This is a genomic window from Williamsia sp. R60 (assembly GCF_054063855.1).
The window spans coordinates 140,500-156,042 of sequence record NZ_JBSSGR010000005.1 but is presented as its reverse complement, the minus strand read 5'-3'; the positions used below and the strand labels follow the sequence as shown (position 1 = coordinate 156,042).

Below are 15,543 nucleotides of genomic sequence, written 5' to 3'. Positions count from 1 at the left end.
CGGCTGGGTCGTGTCCTGGCCGCAGCGCATGACAGGGCCGGCGACAGCGCACTCGGACCGCTCTACACCGCCCTGGGCCAGCGTGTGCACCACCAAGGCGCCGACGTCACCACAGCAATGGTGGCCGGCGCACTCTCCGAGAGTGGTCTCGATCCCCACCTTGCTGACAGTCTCGACGACTCCACCTACGACAGTGCAGTGCGTGTGGCACACCAGGAGAGCCAAGACAGTCTCGGTGACTCTGGCGGTAGCCCGATCATGTGCATCAACGGACGTTGCTTCTTCGGGCCTGTGCTCACAGCCATCCCCGATGACCGCGAGGGCGTCGAGCTGTTCGACGCCCTACAGACGCTGGCGGCAACGAGTGCCTTCACGCAATTGCAACGACCACACAGCGGACCTCCTACGTTCACCTCCTAGGACAGAAGCTTGCCCGCGCCTGGGATCAGCGCAGAGGTGAAATGCCTGGACGGCAGACGGCCAGTCGGTTGTGGACTGAACCGAGGCTGCCCCGCCCAGGTCAGGCACGCTCGACCGAGCTCGACGACATCACCCCACAGGTAGCGAAGATTGGTGCGTTCGCGCCAATCTACCGCCGCCAGCAGGTGGCGGGCCTGCACAGGGGCGGCTGGGAACTGGCGCGCGCATTGATTACCTTGGTCACTTGTTCCGAAGGTCTTCGGCTACTGCATTAGCCGGACTTGTGCGCGTTCACTGGACGGTGAGCATACAAGGACGAGTGGATGGCGTTTTCAACGCCGACAGTGGTTGGTGTCGATGTGTTGGCCGCCGCACTCGTGCGACGTGCCCTCTCGAAGCCCCCTCGATCAAGGATGTCCAGAGTGAGTCAATTGACAGCGATTGTGCGCCGGCACAGTTCGGCGCAGCCGCCCGCGATCGGGCAGCGATGAGTCCTTCGATCGAGGTCCGAGAACTCAGCAAGAGCTACGGCAGCAAACTGGTGATCGACGACTTGTCCTTCGATGTCGAAGCCGGTGTCATCACAGGATTTTTGGGACCGAATGGCTCCGGTAAATCGACCACGATGCGGCTGATCGTCGGATTGGATCATCCGGACCATGGCAGTGCACGCGTGGGGGGCGTTGCATACGCCCGTCTGCCTCAGCCGCTTCGAACAGTGGGCACCCTGCTCGACGCGGAGGCTGTTCATCCCGGAAGGTCGGCGTTCAACCATCTACTCTATCTCGCTCAGACGCAATTGATTTCGCGGCATCGCGTCGACCAGGTGCTCGAACTGGTCGGGCTCGTTGACGTCAAACGTGAACGCGCGGGGTCGTTCTCACTTGGTATGCGTAAACGGTTGGGGATCGCGGCGGCCCTGCTCGGCGATCCTCCGGTCCTCATTCTGGATGAACCGATCAATGGGCTGGATCCGGACGGGATCCTATGGATGCGAAATCTGATGAGGCAGCTGGCAGGCGAAGGGCGAACAGTGTTCGTCTCCAGTCATCTCATGAGCGAAATGGCGATGACCGCTGACAATCTCATCGTGATCGAGCACGGTAGGCTCATTGCGGATTGCACCACCAAAGAGTTGATTGCCAGTAGCGGGCAGGCGTCGGTACTCGTGCGATCGTCCGATCCGTCCGAGCTGGCCGCGCGCATCGCGACGGCCGGTGGCAAGCCCGTGGTTGGTGAACATGACCTGCTCACCGTGCGCGGGCTGTCGGCTCGCAGTGTCGGCGAACTCGCTGACCGATTCGGCATCGTGCTCTACGAACTGACTCCGATGGATGCATCACTGGAGGAGGCATTCATGACGCTCACACATCCCACAGCGATGGCACATGAATCGGCGCACACGACGATCGCGATGAAAGAGGTGTTGTCATGAGTATCTCGCTACCCGTTCAAGCAGCGAAACCGATTGTGCGGCAAAATCGCGGCCCGAACGTCATCGGGCTCCTGAGATCGGAGTGGACCAAGCTCGTGTCCTTACGCTCGGCGGTTTGGTCCTTGACGTCGTTGATGCTCGTGACCGTCGGCTTCACCGCGCTGTTCACGTGGTTCACGGTGGCCAATTGGAGCAGGGTCGATTCCGCAGCGCAAGCGCAAATCGTGGCTGACCCGGCTCGTCAGATTTTGGGCGCAGGCTTCCAGTTCGGACAGTTGGCGGTCTGTGTTCTCGGTGTCTTGGTGATGACCAGCGAATATGCCAGCGGCACGATCAGAGCGAGCCTGCTGGCGGTTCCGGCCCGGGTGCCCGCACTCGCCGCCAAATGTGGGGTGTTTGCAGTGGTCGTCTTCGTCGTTGGTGAGATCACGGCATTCCTGGCGTTCTTCGTAGGATCAGTTCTGATTCGTCCGCGTGCATCGGTGTCGCTTGCCGATCCCGGAGTCTTGCGTGCGGTGTTCGGGACAGGGCTGTATTTGGCGTTGCTCGGGGTGATGGCGATCGCGGTCGGCGTACTCGTCCGTCACACCGCAGGAGCCATCACCGGGATCATCGGGTTCGTTCTCGTTCTCGGACCCCTCGCTCAGTTACTACCGGGAACGATCGGGCAGCACATCCACGCATATCTGCCCTCGGAGGCCGGAATACTGATTGCCTCACCGCGGCAGGCGCCGAGCGATTTGCTGTCGCCCTGGCAAGGTTTCGGCGTCGCGGCCATCTGGGCGGCATTGTTGATCAGCGTGGCTGCGTACATGTTGAAAAGCCGCGACGCGTAGCTGCTCGCTCTGGCACTGCCGAAAGTCATGCCGTTGAGGGCGCCGTAGTCAGCGAACTGTTTGTTCTGACCGGGTGCTTTTCAGCGCTGTCCCGGACAGAACTGAATTGGGGACTATGGGCTCTGTCGCGGTAGCAACCGCCGACGCACACTCGTCAAAAGACTTGCGTGGCAGAGTCACTGCCACAACCAACAACGGAGTCCGGTCCAATTGAACGATTTAGCCTCAGCGCCCGATGTGGCCGGCCGTTGTGAACTGTCCAACACCCCGTGCCGCAGCATCCCTTGCGCGCGGCGACGGCGAACAAGACCCTCGTCGTCGGTGCCGATGCTCGATGCGATTGTCGGACGTGGCGCGGTCCGTGACAGTGGACCGCTGCGGGTGGCTGCTACGTGGCTATGGACCAGGTTTGATGGGATGGCGAATACAGAACTGCTCGAGTTGCTCGAGCTTCATGGCCTTGCGCCGGTGGATGCGTCGAATCTCAAGCACGTCGATGCAGCGCTGCTGACCGCCAGCGTGCACATGTACAGCGGGCTGTTGAGATGGTGTGTGACGAGTGCCAGTCGCAGATCATGACCGGGTCCGTCAGGACATGAGAGGAAGCTCCGCGTAGGTGATGCCGCTGTATCGGGCATCGATGGTTGTTCCGGCGCGAGCTTCCAAAAGGTTCGGAAGATCGGCCAATGAACCGATGACGGATGTGCCGCCCGTCGCGGCAAATCCGCAGGCGGCAGCGACCTTGGGGCCCATCGATCCGGCCGGGAAGGACATCTCGGCGAGCGTGTCAGGGTGGGCATGGGAGATCGAACGTGGTCGGGGAGTTCCGAAGCCGTCGATCACCGCATCTACGTCGGTGGCGATCACGAGTAGATCAGCATCGAGTCCGCGGGCCAGGGCAGAACTGGTCAGGTCCTTGTCGACGACAGCTTCGACGCCTATGAGCTGCCGGGATTTGTCCAGAGCGACTGGCACACCGCCTCCGCCGCAACAGATCACGGTCGTGCCGGCCGCTGACAAGGACGAGATGACCGTGGTCTCGAGTATGTGCAGCGGTGCAGGTGAGGGAACAACACGACGCCATGCGGGACCGTCGGGCCGAATCGTCCAGTGATGCTCGCGAGCGAGACGGTCTGCGGTGTCGGCGTCATAGACGGGACCGATGAACTTCGTGGGACGGGTGAACGCCGGATCATCGGCGTCGACCTGGGTGAGGGTGACCAGTGTCGCGATGGATGCCCCAGGTTGCAGCTGGTTCCGCAGAGCTCGTTCGAACTCATAGCCCAGGGCACCCTCGGTCTCCGCGCCCAGGATGTCAAACGTATCGTCGCGGCCCTCAGCCGCCGCCATCAGCGCCAGATCCCCGACTTGCGGCCCGTTGCCGTAGGTGATGACAACCTGGTTGTGGACGACGAGAGGTGCCAGGTGGACAGCGGCAGCCTCGATGGCCAGCTTCTCGGCCGCCCGGGTCAGTGGTGCGCCGCGGGGAGAAATCGCGTTGCCACCCAACGCGATCACGATTCGCATGTCACCGTCCCAGCGTGGCGACGAGAACAGCCTTGATGGTGTGGAGACGGTTCTCGGCCTGGTCGAACACGATCGATTGCGGTGACTGGAAGACCTCGTCGGTCACCTCCAACGCGGTCAAACCGCGGCCCGCCATCACCCTGGCGCCGTCGGCCGTGGCGGTGTTGTGGAAGGCCGGCAGGCAATGCATGAATCGGACGTTCGAGTTCCCGGTGGCGTGCAGCATCTGCGCCGTCACCTGATAGGGAAGTAGGGCTTCGATGCGTTCGTCCCAGGCTTCGGCAGGTTCCCCCATTGACAGCCAGACATCGGTGTACAGGAAGTCGCAGCCCTCCACCGCTTCTAGCGGGTTGTCGCTGTATCCGAGTACGGCCCCGGTCTGTGTGGCGAATTGCTGTGCGGTGGCCCGAACGTCGGCGTTCGGCCAGAACGTGCTCGGCCCGATCATCCGAACGTCCATACCGGCCATCGCGCCGGCGACCAGCAAGGAGTTGGCAACATTGTTGCGGCAATCCCCGAGATAGCCGACCGCGATCGGCCGGTCCAGAGAGGAGCCTGCATGTTCGGTCATGGTGAGAATGTCGCAGAGGGATTGGGTGGGATGCCATTGGTCGGTCAACCCGTTGTACACCGGAACCCCCGATGCGCGGGAGAGTTCCTCGACGGTTTCTTGCGCGAACCCACGGTATTCAATGCCGTCATACATCCGGCCGAGCACCCGCGCGGTATCGGTGACCGTCTCCTTGTGTCCGAGCTGGGAGGCTTGCGGATCCAAATAGGTGACATGTGCGCCTTGGTCGAACGCTGCGACCTCGAAGGCGCACCGGGTTCGGGTGGAGGTCTTCTCGAATACCAACGCTATGTTTCGGCCGGTGAGCTGTTGTTTCTCAACGCCTCCCCGTTTGTCGGCTTTGAGAACACGCGCCAGGTCGAGAAGTGAATCCCATTCCCGGACAGTGAAGTCGGCTTCTTTGAGGAAGGATCGACCGCGCAGAGAAGAAGTGAGGACACTGGTCACGGCGGTCATGCCGACACCGCGTCACGCACGACCGGGCACGTCATGCAGCGAGGGCCACCGCGGCCGCGCCCGAGCTCAGACCCGGCGACCCCGATGACCTCGATGCCGTTATCGGTGAGGTAGGCGTTGGTGGTGGTGTTGCGGTCATAGCCCACGATCACGCCGGGAGACAGCGCCAGGAAGTTGTTGCCATCGTCCCACTGTTCCCGGGCGGCGCCGCTGCGATCGATCGGGGTTCGGAGCACGCGGACACGGTCGAGTCCGAGAGTGTCGGCAACCACGTCGAACAATTTTGCGTTCTCTTCGACTTTGTACCCGCCGCGGGACCCGACCGGTGTCAGCGTGAAGGAGCGAAGTTGTTCGGGGAGGAACGGATACACGCAGAATGCGTCATGATCGATCATCGTCATGGCGGTGTCGAGATGCATGAATGCCCGCGACTTCGGCAGTTCGACGACAATCACCTTGTCCGCGGTACCTGTCTCGAAGAGGCGTTCACTGAGGATTTCGACCCCTTGAGGACTGCTTCGCTCGCCCATTCCGATCATGACAGCACCATTGCCGATGACCGTGATGTCGCCGCCCTCGATGGTGGCCGGTTCATGGGGAAGTGAGTCGTTGCCATAAAGGAAGGTGAAGTCTGCATCGGCGAATCGTGGATGAAACTTGTAAATCAGTCGCGAGTTCAGCGTTTCGCGTTTCCGTGCGGTTTTTGCCATCGGATTCACACTCACCCCGTTGTAGATCCATGCCGAGTTGTCCCGCTGGAACAGATGATTCGGCAACGGCGCCAGCACGAAGTCATCGTTGTCGAGATACTCCCACAAAAGGCTCGACGTGCTGACCAGCGGAAGCAGCTCCTGCTTGGTCACCCCGCCGATGAGGATGTCGGTCAACTCGGAAGCGGGAGTCGCTTTGATCAGCACTTCCAGGGGGTTGTCCAGAGCCGGTCCGAACTGGTTCTCCGTGATCAGTCGCTCAGCCAAGAAACCACGGGCTCCAGGCATATCGAGGGCAGTGGTCAACAGGTCGCCGAACTCGTGGACCAGTGTGCCGTGCTCGCGCAGTACTGCGGTGAACGCGGCGTGTTCCTCTCGCGCCCGCTCGGCCCACATCACGTCATCGAATAGCAGGCTGTCGACGTTGTCGGGCGTCAAACGATCCAATTCTGGCCCGGGGCAGTGCACGATGGCTTCCCGAAGTCGCCCTGTCTCGGAGTTCACGCGAAGGGTGTTCATAGCGGCATGCTCGTTTCTCTAGATGTTCTGGCCTTTAGAGGGATCCGGCGGTGGCTGGTCCGACTGGATCGGGTGCGAGCATGTGTTTGCGTTGCACCGCGTAGACGGGAATGCCCAGCGCGAGTGCACCTGCTGTCATCAGGAAGGGGCCCCAGATGACATACCAATCGGCTCCGGTGTTGCGGGAGTAGTAGATGAACGCGGCGGAGAACACCAAGGCGAGAACCGCCACCAGCATGTCGCGGATGGTCCGACTGCGTTGCTGGCGACTCTGGGTTGTGCGGCGGTCGCGCACGGTCCACACCAGCTGGGCCAGGGCAGAAAACGCATAGGGCACAGCGGCAGTGATGCCACTCATCAAGACCAGGGTCGTGAATACGGTTGCGCCGCTCGCGCCCATGAAACTGATGATCACTGCCAGCGATGCGAGGGCAGTCGATGAGATGATCCCGAATGCGGGCACCTTGCGACGGGACTCGCGGGCAAACCGTTCCGGAAACAACCCGTCATGTGCCGCTGCTCGAGGCATTTCGGCGCAGATGAGTGTCCAACCGGTCAACGCTCCGAGTCCTGAGATGATCACGGCGATCGCGACGAGGTTCCCGGCCCATCCGCCACCGAAGATATGGTCCGCAGCAACCGAATACGAAGCCTTGTTAGCATCCGACGACAGGTCTTGCGTGGAGATCATGCCGAAGATCGCGACCATCGACAGCAGGTACACCACCGCGCTCGCCGAGGTGCCCATGATCGTGGCGCGGGGAACGTTGCGTTCGGGATCTCGGACGTCGGCTGCCGCGACGGCTGCCGTCTCTACCCCGAGGTAACTGAAGAGACAGATGGCCATCGCACCGCCGATCGCCGACCACGTGGAGTCCCCGCTGACGTTCCACGGTGTGAAATTGGCGCTCTTGATGAAGAACAGACCGACTGTAGCGACCAACAGCAGCGGAAGGAACTTGAGGACCGTGGTCACCACCTGAAAGCTGCCCACGTTCTTCAAGCCGGTGAGGTTGACCGCAGCCGGCACCCACAACCCGACCAATGCGATGACAATCGACCAGAACGTGGACCCGCCTTTATTGATGAAATGCTCTACGTAGTACACCCAGCCAACGGCGATGGCGGCGTTGCCCGCCCACGCGGTGATCCAGTAGGTCCAAGCGTTACCGAACCCTACCGCGTTGCCAAATGCCGCACGCGCGTACGCGTATGGCCCACCCTCAGCAGGTATAAGTCTGGTCAGCGCGGCAAAGAGCAGCGCCAGAGCCAGGGCGCCGACAGTTGCCATTCCCATCGCGACAAGACTGATCGGGCCATACGCTGAGAGAGCATAGGGAAGGCTGAACACTCCGACACCGATGATACTGCCGACGATGAGCGCCGTGGACGCCACCAACCCCAGCTGAATTTTGGGATCTGGCCGTGACTCTGGTGCGCTGTCCGCGCCGGGCGTCGACTCGATGAGGCTCATTCGTGAAATCCTTTTCCCCACAGGCGCATTGCTTCACCAGCAGTGTTTGACTGTGCACATCGTCGCGGAATGACCGGTTCCTGACCAAGTGCCAACGGACACGGGTCTAGTGACTTTCGTCCCGAGGCGGTAGCGCGTCCACTGATGGCTGCACCACCGACCAGGACGCGAGGCAGGGCTCGGTTACCTCGGTCCCTGGCGAAAGCGCTGAAGATGCGGCACGCTCGTGCCACCTATCCCGGCGACAACCTGGTGGGACCCGAGATGGGAATACACCCACGCTGTCGATGTCGCGGCGTCACCGGACCACATCTGGCCCTGGTTGGTTCAGATCGGCCAGAGCCGTGGCGGCTCGGAGGGTTCACCAGACCCGTCGCTGTGGGCATTTCACATCGTCGATGCCGGCGGCGGGCATAGCAGGTTGATCGAACGCGCCTATGGCAGGGGGCTGGGCAGTCGTCTGGCCTTCTCACCGCTGTTTCTCGAGCCGATCTCGTTTGTCATGAGCCGGAAGATGTTGGTGACTATCGCAGCCCTGGCGGCAGATCGGGAGTGCAACCGTTGAATACCGGCCACCTCGGTGAGAGGGCGCCGATCCCGATAGATCGGTGCCCGCTGGACATGGACAACCCGGTCTGCGGGATGTTGTCTGATCGAAGAGCCAGTACGCACACGTGTTGGTGTATTTCCGTCGTGAGCTTGGCAGCGGTAGCGGTCAGCGACGCCGTTTACGACGCGTCGATTGGCCAACAGATCTGAGTACGCCACTTCTCAGGATCCGGCTCAGCTTCGGGGTCACTGAGGTAGCTTTCCCACATCACCACACCTGGCTTGAGCCGCGCGTCTGCACAGTAGCGCTCCAGCTCGGCGTATGTTCCCGCCATGGTGTCGTAAGGCCCGACATGGACCGCTTCGACAGCCTTGCCACCAGGCAAAGTCCCTGGAACAACATCGTCGACTGGTGTGATTGGGGTGGCAACCGGAAAACCTGCCTCGACATCGACCACGTCGGACGGTTGACCGAAGTACTTGCCGAAAGGTGGGCCGGCGGTGTCCACACCTTGTGCCTGAAGTGCGGCCATCGTGGACCCGAATGCTCGGGCGAAGAACTCACTCAGCTCGGAAATGGGCACTTGTTCTCTGATCCCGGCGGTCTGCTGAACGGCGTTGTCTACGAGACGAATTGAGGTCATTGTTCAATGATCTATCGCGTAGACGTGCGCCGGATAGAGCCGAACGTCACACCCCTGACCCCAGCACGGTCCCCTAGCTACGTGGCGGGTTCTGCTGGTGGGCCAGCAGGGCATCTCGGTGTTCGACGTAGGTGGTGTGCAGTAGATGGCTGTAGCGGTCGAGGTCCGGCATCACGGTCCGGTCGGTGGTGATGGAGATGGAGATGGTGCCGTCTCTGGTGGACGCGGCGTGCGCCAGAGTCGATAGCGGGGTCAGGGGCTGGACACCGAAGCTGCTCACGATGCGATGTCCGAACACCGTTCGCGAGGGATTCGGGTTGTAGACGTTCGAGACGATGATGTTGGCGGTCGCCGCAGCCGGTACGGCCCGGCGTCGCTGTTGTTGTCGGCGGGTGAGCCATCCGAGGAGCCGCAGCAGAGCCGGAGGTGCGGTTTCCAACAGCGGCGCGGTGGTGTTGGAGGTGAGCGCGGCTGCTCTGATCCTTTCCTGGTTGCTGGCGTCGGTGATGTGCTGGAGTCGACGGGTGGGGTCAGGCTCGTCGGCGGCGAGGTCGATGACCAGCGGTGTGAACTGATTCGACCCGCGCGAGGGTGTGTCTCGGGTGCCGACGATGGCGCGGGTGGACATCGGAGCCAACGCTGACAATCTCGGGGGGCGTTCGTCGTGCTCGTCGAGGTAGCGGATGACGGCGTCCCCGATCACGGACAACAGCACCGTGTTCACGGTGGCCCCAGGGACTGTGCGTTTCATGGCCCGCAAATCTTCGAGGTCCATCTCGACCAGGGTGGTGGCGCGTGGCCCGGTGAATCCGGTGTTGAAACGGGTGACCGGCCATTGCTTGCCCACTGTCGATGGCGGGGACTTTCGCCTGGCGCGCAGGGTTGAACCGATGGCCGTCAGGAACCGAATCCAGGTCAACGGCAAGCCCACGATTGCGCGCATCAGGTGACGACGTCGTCGGTGCTCGCGGTTGGGCAACAGTTGGTGGAGGGTGTCGGTGCCGATGTCCTCGCGGCATAGTGCGGCGAGCACGGTGGCCATCGACACGCCGTCGATGGCGGCGTGGTGCAAGCGGATTGCGACCAGGGTCACCAGACCTTGGGCGCTGGGGTAGCCAGGAACGTTGGGGAGCACGTCGAACGACCACAAGGGGCGGTCTGTGTTCACTGGTGCATCGGCAAGCGAGGACAACATCTGTTGCACCGACGTCCACGTGAGGCCAGCAGGGTGCACGGTGAGGTGCTCGGTCACATCGAAGTGTGCGTGTCGGGTCCAGTAGGGCATGGCGATGTCGCCGGGCAGCCGAACCAGACGTGCTGTGAACATGTCCGAGAGGTGCAGTCGCGGCAGGACGTACTCGATAACCTCGGCGGGCTTGATATCCACAGGACCGCCGTCCTCGGCGGCAATGACACTGCACGACAACACTGTTGAGGTCGTCGCGGAACCGCCAAGGTAGATATAGGCGGCGTCATGCGGGGACAGTTCACCCCACCTGGAATCAACCATCACCGACCGCCGCACGTTCGAGCACTGGGGATTTCGGGATGCCCCAACGGGGGCCGCGGCTGCGACCAGGCCGCGCGCACGTCGGTGTCGGTCAACACTCGTCGACGATCTATCACGGGGCCTCTTCTGCGGTTGTCTCGCCTTGGGCGGCACCTGGAGGCTATCGCACACCAGCCCGTGGCAATGCCTGTTCGGCGTTGATCCAAGTGGCTCGTCCGGGTTTCGCAGGTGGGTCAGCGACTTTGTCTAACCACCCCGCCGGCAAATCCGGGGTGGAGGCCGTGACTCAGAGCCACCGCCTGATCAGGTGGAGCCAGTCGTCCAACAGGTACGCAATGGTGTCCGAATCGAACATGGATGTGGGGTAGAGGATTTCGATGCACCCCTCTGGTCCGGTGGTGACTGCGAAGTGTAAGTCGCATTTCGCGATGTCTGGCGGTCGAGCTGTGATGACCACCCCCGCTTGGTGTGCCGCATCGATGATTTGTGCTGTCGGCGTGCTGTTCTCGATGGAGAGGACAACCTGAAAGAGCGGGTGGGCACTGCTGCTTTCTGTGTCTGAGATGGCGTGGGCGATCTCGACGTAGGGGATGTCCGAGTGGGAGAAGGCTCGTAGTTCGGCGGCAGCCACTGCGGGTAGGCCGGCGGCGGTCTGGACGTCGTCTCTCCGGCACACTACGGGAACGGTGTTCACAAACATGCCGACGATGTTGTGCAGGTGGCTGCGGGTGCGGCCTGAGACGGGTGTGGCGATCGCGATCGCTGGGTCATTGCTGGCGGTCAGCAACACCTTTGCGAGCGATGCGCGCAGAACCGTGGTGGTCGACACCGAGTTGCTGCGTGCGACGCCGGCGATGTCGGACCAGTACTGCCGCAGTGACAGTCGTTCACGCAACGCCTCACGTTGCCATGGGTTGGGTCGTGATCGATCACTGCGAAGGGTGGCTGCAGCCGGTAAATCCGAGAGTTCTGAGCGCCAGAACTGCATTTGCCAATAGGCGAGGGACGTGGGGTCATGTCGATCGCCCAGGCGGGTGTTAGCCCACAGGCTGTAGTCGAGGAAGTCGATTTGCACGGGGTCGGTGGCACCCGGTGCGTCCTCGGTGGCCGATACGCGTGAAGGGTTCGGGGTCGCGAGGTATGCGGTGATGAGGTCTCGAGCGATGATGCTCAGTGACCATCCATCGATCGCCCTGTGGTGGGCCGCGACCGCCAGCGTGGTCGTAGGTCGGTGATGGACTCCGAATCGGATCGGATGGTCGACGGTCAGATCGAACGGTTGATGTAAGAAAGTGTCGAATGATCGATTCGAGCCGTCGAGTGTGACAGGGGCATCGGGGTACGTGGGCGGGTCCACGACCATTGATCCGTTGATGAAGCGGGTTCGCATCATCGGATGCGAGTCAATGACTTCGGAGATGGCTCTCTCGAGAGCACGATGATCGAGATGGTCGGCGAACTCAAGTGTGAATGGTATGCAGTTCGCCGGGCTGCGGTCATCGATGTCGACGTTGCGTTGGGCCGGCGCAAGCTTAATGGGGCCGGCCTCATCGGTGCGATGGGTCAGGGGGGCCACCTGTTGGGCGCTGGCGAGCCGCAAGGCGAGGCGCGCCGGCGTCCGGCACTCGAAGATGTCTCGAACCGACAGCGTGACGTCGCGCTCGGTGTTGAGGCAGGCGACAAGTGTTGTCGCAGAGAGGGAATCGCCGCCAATGTCGAAGAAGTCGTCGTCGGCTCCGACTGTTGTTGCCCCGGTTGCCGTGGCGAACGCGCCGATCACGCAACGCTCGTCGTCGGATACCGCGCTGCGAAAGGGTGCTGAGGGTGACAGATCGGGCGCTGGAAGGGCCTGCCGGTCGACTTTTCCTGCGGGTGTCAATGGCATCTTGTCCAGCACTGTGATGGCAGCCGGAATAAAGTGGCTGGGCAACTGCTGAGCCAATAGTTGCCGAGTCATGCTGATGCTGAAGTGCTTGGAGGTCGTCACATACGCCGCCAGTAGCGGCGAGCCGTGATGGTGTGTCGCCACGGTCACCGAGTCGGTGACGCCTTCGGCAGCGCGTAGCGTCGCATCGATTTCGGAGGGTTCGATCCGGACACCCCGAATCTTCACCTGATCGTCAACGCGGCCGAGAAAGTCGAGCGAGCCGTCGCGACGCGAGATCACGCGGTCGCCTGTGCGAAACATTCGCCCGCCGTTTGTTGACGTGGGGTCGGCGACGAATCTTGTCGAGCTCAACGCTGGGTCGTTCAGATATCCTCGGGCAAGGGCCGGCCCGCTGATGTATAGCTCACCTGCCACTCCGGCGGGCGTTGGTCGTAATCGGCTGTCACGCACGTGCGTACGAACCGCAACCATTGGACACCCAATCGACGCGGAGGTCTCTGAAAGTGGTTGCCTGGTCCAGGCTTCCGTCATTGTGACACTGCAGCTTGTTTCGGTGGGACCATACGCGCAACGAACAGAAGCATGCTCGGCGAACTTTCGCATCAGGTCAGGCGGGCACACGTCACCACCGACGATGAGGTGGGTGACAGTGGGGATGTCCGCTGGTTCGAACGTGGCCAGGACCGCAGGCGTGGTCATCAGATGAGTCACTCCCACGGACGTAAGGTGATGAGCGAACTCGCTGCCACCGAAGACTCCGTCGGGGATCACCGCGAGCGTTGCCCCGGTCACGGAGGCAGCGAGCATTTCGACAACGGAAGTATCGAACGCGGTGGAAGCGGCGCGCGCGACAACCGAATCGGGAGTCAATCCATATGTCCGCTCGATGTGCTCAACGAGTGGCCCCAAGCCGGTGCTGGTGCTGATCACTCCCTTGGGACTTCCGGTCGACCCTGACGTGAAGATGACGTACGCGGCCCGCTCCACCAGCGTCGACGACGGTGGGCCAGTGGCGGTGGGCGAGGTGGCCAGGTGTTCAGCGGTGTGCTCACCATGCGGGCCCAGTAGCAGCTCGCCTATGTCACCTGGCGGGTGATTCATGAACGGTTGGGTACATAGAATCAGCGAGGGTCGGCAGGTCTCGATGATCAGTTGCTGTCTGGCAGGCGGATATTGCGGGTCTACCGGAACATAGCAAGCACCCACTGCCGCCACAGCACGGAAGGCAACCACTTCGGCCAGGCTTCGCGGCAGTGTGGAGACAACCCGGTCTTCGGGTCCAATGCCTATTGATCGCAATGTATGACGAAGTTTGTCAACCGCGGCGGTGAGGTCTCGATGAGTCAACTCCGATGTTCCATCGATGACGGCGACGCCGGCAGAGCTGGCGTGTCGGTCGAGGAGATCGCGTAACAAAACAGGTGAGGCGGGCGGTGGGCCGTCTTGAGGCCCGACGACGGGGATCGACAGCTGACCGAGGAGAGAGCTGTCAACTGCTCCGCAGAGTGTTTCGAGCATGGCGATCACATTGTCGCGATGCTGCGTCACCGTGGCGCGGTCATAACGTTCGGCGTTTGCCTCGAAATCAATCGTCGGCGTCTTTGCGTTTCCCGACGGGTAGATGTTCACGTTCAGATCGGCAACCGGTCCGGTGGAAAGAACGTGGTATTCCGCGGTCAGAGAGCTGCCGAGATCGACCACCAGCTGCGCGGGAAAGACGTTGACCACCGGGCCTGCATGGGCGATGTGTGCGGTGACTGCGCCCTGGTCGCGAAGCATCTGTTCGTGCCGGTATGACTGATGCCGTAGGGCGCCGGTCAATGTCGATGAGACCTGGGAAACGTACGCGGCGACGGTCATGTCCTCGATGACCTCGACGACAATTGGTAAAACGTTGCTCACGCTCCCCGCGGTCTGCCGAAGTTCGCCTGTGAGGCGGGCGGCGACGGGCAAGGAGAGGGCGACGACGGGCTGCCCCGACGCCCTGGAGACGTACAGCGCCAGCGCGGCTATCAGGAGCACAGTACTGTTGCACCCCAGTCTGTTCGCGCTGGCAGACAAGAGGTTGACCGAAGCGGAGGGAAGCTGTTCGGCCACCAAAATGGGATCCGCCGATGGCGGTGCAGATTTGCGGGCCAGGGTGGTAGCGGCCGGCAATGTGGCACAGATGTCGGCCCAGTACTCGCAGTCGCGCGTGAAGCGTTTTGACACGAGGTAGCGCGATTGGTGGTCCAACAGGGCCTGCTGGCCTGCAATTGCGGAGATGGTGCGCCCGCGCCCGGATGCCCGGACTTTCTTGCGTTTTCCCGGCGTCTGGTCATCAGCAACCAACTGCCGGTACATCCGAGCGATGTTCACCAGCAGCACATAGGCTCCGAACCCGTCGAGCACGATGTGATGGGCGCGGGAGAACAGAAACCATCGCCGGTCGTCAACGCGTAGTAGGGCGGCGGTGACGAGGTGTCTGGAGTCAAGGGGCTTCGGTGCGCGGGACCAGCGCTCCATCTGCTCACGGGCTGTTTTCGTCGGCTGCCTATTGGTGCGAAGATCGATGATCTCCAGCATTGGCGTGGGGGTCGTGTCGTCTATGCAGAGACGCGGCCGCCCATCTCGTTCGACAATCGTGGTGACGGCGGTGCCCATCGTGCGTCCGACAGTGTCCACGGCCTGGCGTAAGGCGCGTTCATCGAGATCGCCGGAGATATCCATGTATTGGGAGATGGTCAGTGGGGTATCTCCGAGAGCCAGCTGGGTGTACCACAAGGCTTCCTGGGCCGCGGTGAGCGGAAGAATATGCCCCTCCTCGCCGCGCGGCGACCCAAAGTTCGTTGCCGTGGCGATCGCCCCCCTCGTTTGTCTATGCGTCGAAAACCCACTGCGAAACACCTCAGGCGCGGTCAGATTCGCGTGTCATCCAAGACCAGCCATCGTTGCACAAGCGACCTGAGCGAATGCTGAACCCCACTGCTTGCTTGTTGAAGGGGTGGGGGTTCAACGGGCGGCG

At 62.1% G+C, this 15,543-nt stretch carries 12 protein-coding genes; 5 read left to right on the top strand and 7 right to left on the bottom strand.

The annotated features are described in order from the left end of the window. The 4 genes from ACVWY6_RS23490 to ACVWY6_RS23475 all read left to right on the top strand — a co-directional run. Positions 1-420: mycothiol-dependent nitroreductase Rv2466c family protein (locus ACVWY6_RS23490; RefSeq protein WP_457541407.1), on the top strand; the 420-nt coding region annotated here is incomplete at its 5' end. A 487-nt stretch (positions 421-907) separates the two neighbouring features. Next, a complete protein-coding gene (locus tag ACVWY6_RS23485; RefSeq protein ID WP_457541405.1) occupies positions 908-1,855 on the top strand; it encodes an ABC transporter ATP-binding protein in 948 nt (315 codons plus the stop codon). A 122-nt stretch (positions 1,856-1,977) separates the two neighbouring features. Then, positions 1,978-2,691, top strand: a complete 714-nt coding sequence (locus ACVWY6_RS23480) for a hypothetical protein (RefSeq protein WP_457541403.1) — start codon at positions 1,978-1,980, stop codon at positions 2,689-2,691. A 417-nt stretch (positions 2,692-3,108) separates the two neighbouring features. Further along, positions 3,109-3,270, top strand: coding sequence for a hypothetical protein (locus tag ACVWY6_RS23475; RefSeq protein ID WP_457541401.1), 162 nt, complete (start codon positions 3,109-3,111; stop codon positions 3,268-3,270). Positions 3,271-3,279: 9 nt separating this feature from the next. Here the strand turns inward: ACVWY6_RS23475 and ACVWY6_RS23470 are convergent, their stop codons facing one another. The 4 genes from ACVWY6_RS23470 to ACVWY6_RS23455 are packed head-to-tail and all read right to left on the bottom strand — an operon-like array spanning position 3,280 to position 7,948. Next, positions 3,280-4,218, bottom strand: coding sequence for a carbamate kinase (locus tag ACVWY6_RS23470; protein ID WP_457541399.1), 939 nt, complete (start codon positions 4,216-4,218; stop codon positions 3,280-3,282). Position 4,219: 1 nt separating this feature from the next. Further along, the gene (argF, locus tag ACVWY6_RS23465; RefSeq protein WP_457541397.1) at positions 4,220-5,245 is read right to left on the bottom strand and encodes an ornithine carbamoyltransferase; all 1,026 of its coding nucleotides are present in this window, start codon (positions 5,243-5,245) and stop codon (positions 4,220-4,222) included. After that, positions 5,242-6,474, bottom strand: a complete 1,233-nt coding sequence (locus ACVWY6_RS23460) for an arginine deiminase (protein WP_457541395.1) — start codon at positions 6,472-6,474, stop codon at positions 5,242-5,244. Before ACVWY6_RS23460 ends, argF begins: the two co-directional genes overlap by 4 nt. A 34-nt stretch (positions 6,475-6,508) precedes the next feature. Next, positions 6,509-7,948, bottom strand: a complete 1,440-nt coding sequence (locus ACVWY6_RS23455) for an amino acid permease (protein ID WP_457541394.1) — start codon at positions 7,946-7,948, stop codon at positions 6,509-6,511. 226 nt (positions 7,949-8,174) lie between these two features. On the opposite strand from ACVWY6_RS23455, the gene ACVWY6_RS23450 reads away from it, so the two are divergent. Then, positions 8,175-8,513, top strand: coding sequence for a hypothetical protein (locus tag ACVWY6_RS23450; RefSeq protein WP_457541393.1), 339 nt, complete (start codon positions 8,175-8,177; stop codon positions 8,511-8,513). Positions 8,514-8,676: 163 nt separating this feature from the next. On the opposite strand, the gene ACVWY6_RS23445 is transcribed toward ACVWY6_RS23450, so the two are convergent. The 3 genes from ACVWY6_RS23445 to ACVWY6_RS23435 all read right to left on the bottom strand — a co-directional run bounded on the left by ACVWY6_RS23445 (position 8,677) and on the right by ACVWY6_RS23435 (position 15,425). Continuing rightward, positions 8,677-9,141, bottom strand: a complete 465-nt coding sequence (locus ACVWY6_RS23445; protein ID WP_457541391.1) for a GyrI-like domain-containing protein — start codon at positions 9,139-9,141, stop codon at positions 8,677-8,679. 73 nt (positions 9,142-9,214) lie between these two features. After that, the gene (locus ACVWY6_RS23440) at positions 9,215-10,651 is read right to left on the bottom strand and encodes a wax ester/triacylglycerol synthase domain-containing protein (RefSeq protein WP_457541389.1); all 1,437 of its coding nucleotides are present in this window, start codon (positions 10,649-10,651) and stop codon (positions 9,215-9,217) included. A 286-nt stretch (positions 10,652-10,937) separates the two neighbouring features. Then, on the bottom strand, positions 10,938-15,425 hold the full coding sequence (locus ACVWY6_RS23435; protein ID WP_457541388.1) for an amino acid adenylation domain-containing protein: 4,488 nt from the start codon (positions 15,423-15,425) through the stop codon (positions 10,938-10,940). Positions 15,426-15,543 lie beyond the last annotated feature (118 nt).

Bases quoted from the DNA above. Each gene is read 5' to 3' on its own strand.
- ACVWY6_RS23485 (WP_457541405.1), top strand. From the start codon at position 908: ATGAGTCCTTCGATCGAGGTCCGAGAACTCAGCAAGAGCTACGGCAGC.
- ACVWY6_RS23475 (WP_457541401.1), top strand. From the start codon at position 3,109: ATGGCGAATACAGAACTGCTCGAGTTGCTCGAGCTTCATGGCCTTGCG.
- ACVWY6_RS23455 (WP_457541394.1), bottom strand. From the start codon at position 7,948: ATGAGCCTCATCGAGTCGACGCCCGGCGCGGACAGCGCACCAGAGTCA.
- ACVWY6_RS23445 (WP_457541391.1), bottom strand. From the start codon at position 9,141: ATGACCTCAATTCGTCTCGTAGACAACGCCGTTCAGCAGACCGCCGGG.
- ACVWY6_RS23470 (WP_457541399.1), bottom strand. From the start codon at position 4,218: ATGCGAATCGTGATCGCGTTGGGTGGCAACGCGATTTCTCCCCGCGGC.
- argF (WP_457541397.1), bottom strand. From the start codon at position 5,245: ATGACCGCCGTGACCAGTGTCCTCACTTCTTCTCTGCGCGGTCGATCC.
- ACVWY6_RS23440 (WP_457541389.1), bottom strand. From the start codon at position 10,651: ATGGTTGATTCCAGGTGGGGTGAACTGTCCCCGCATGACGCCGCCTAT.
- ACVWY6_RS23460 (WP_457541395.1), bottom strand. From the start codon at position 6,474: ATGAACACCCTTCGCGTGAACTCCGAGACAGGGCGACTTCGGGAAGCC.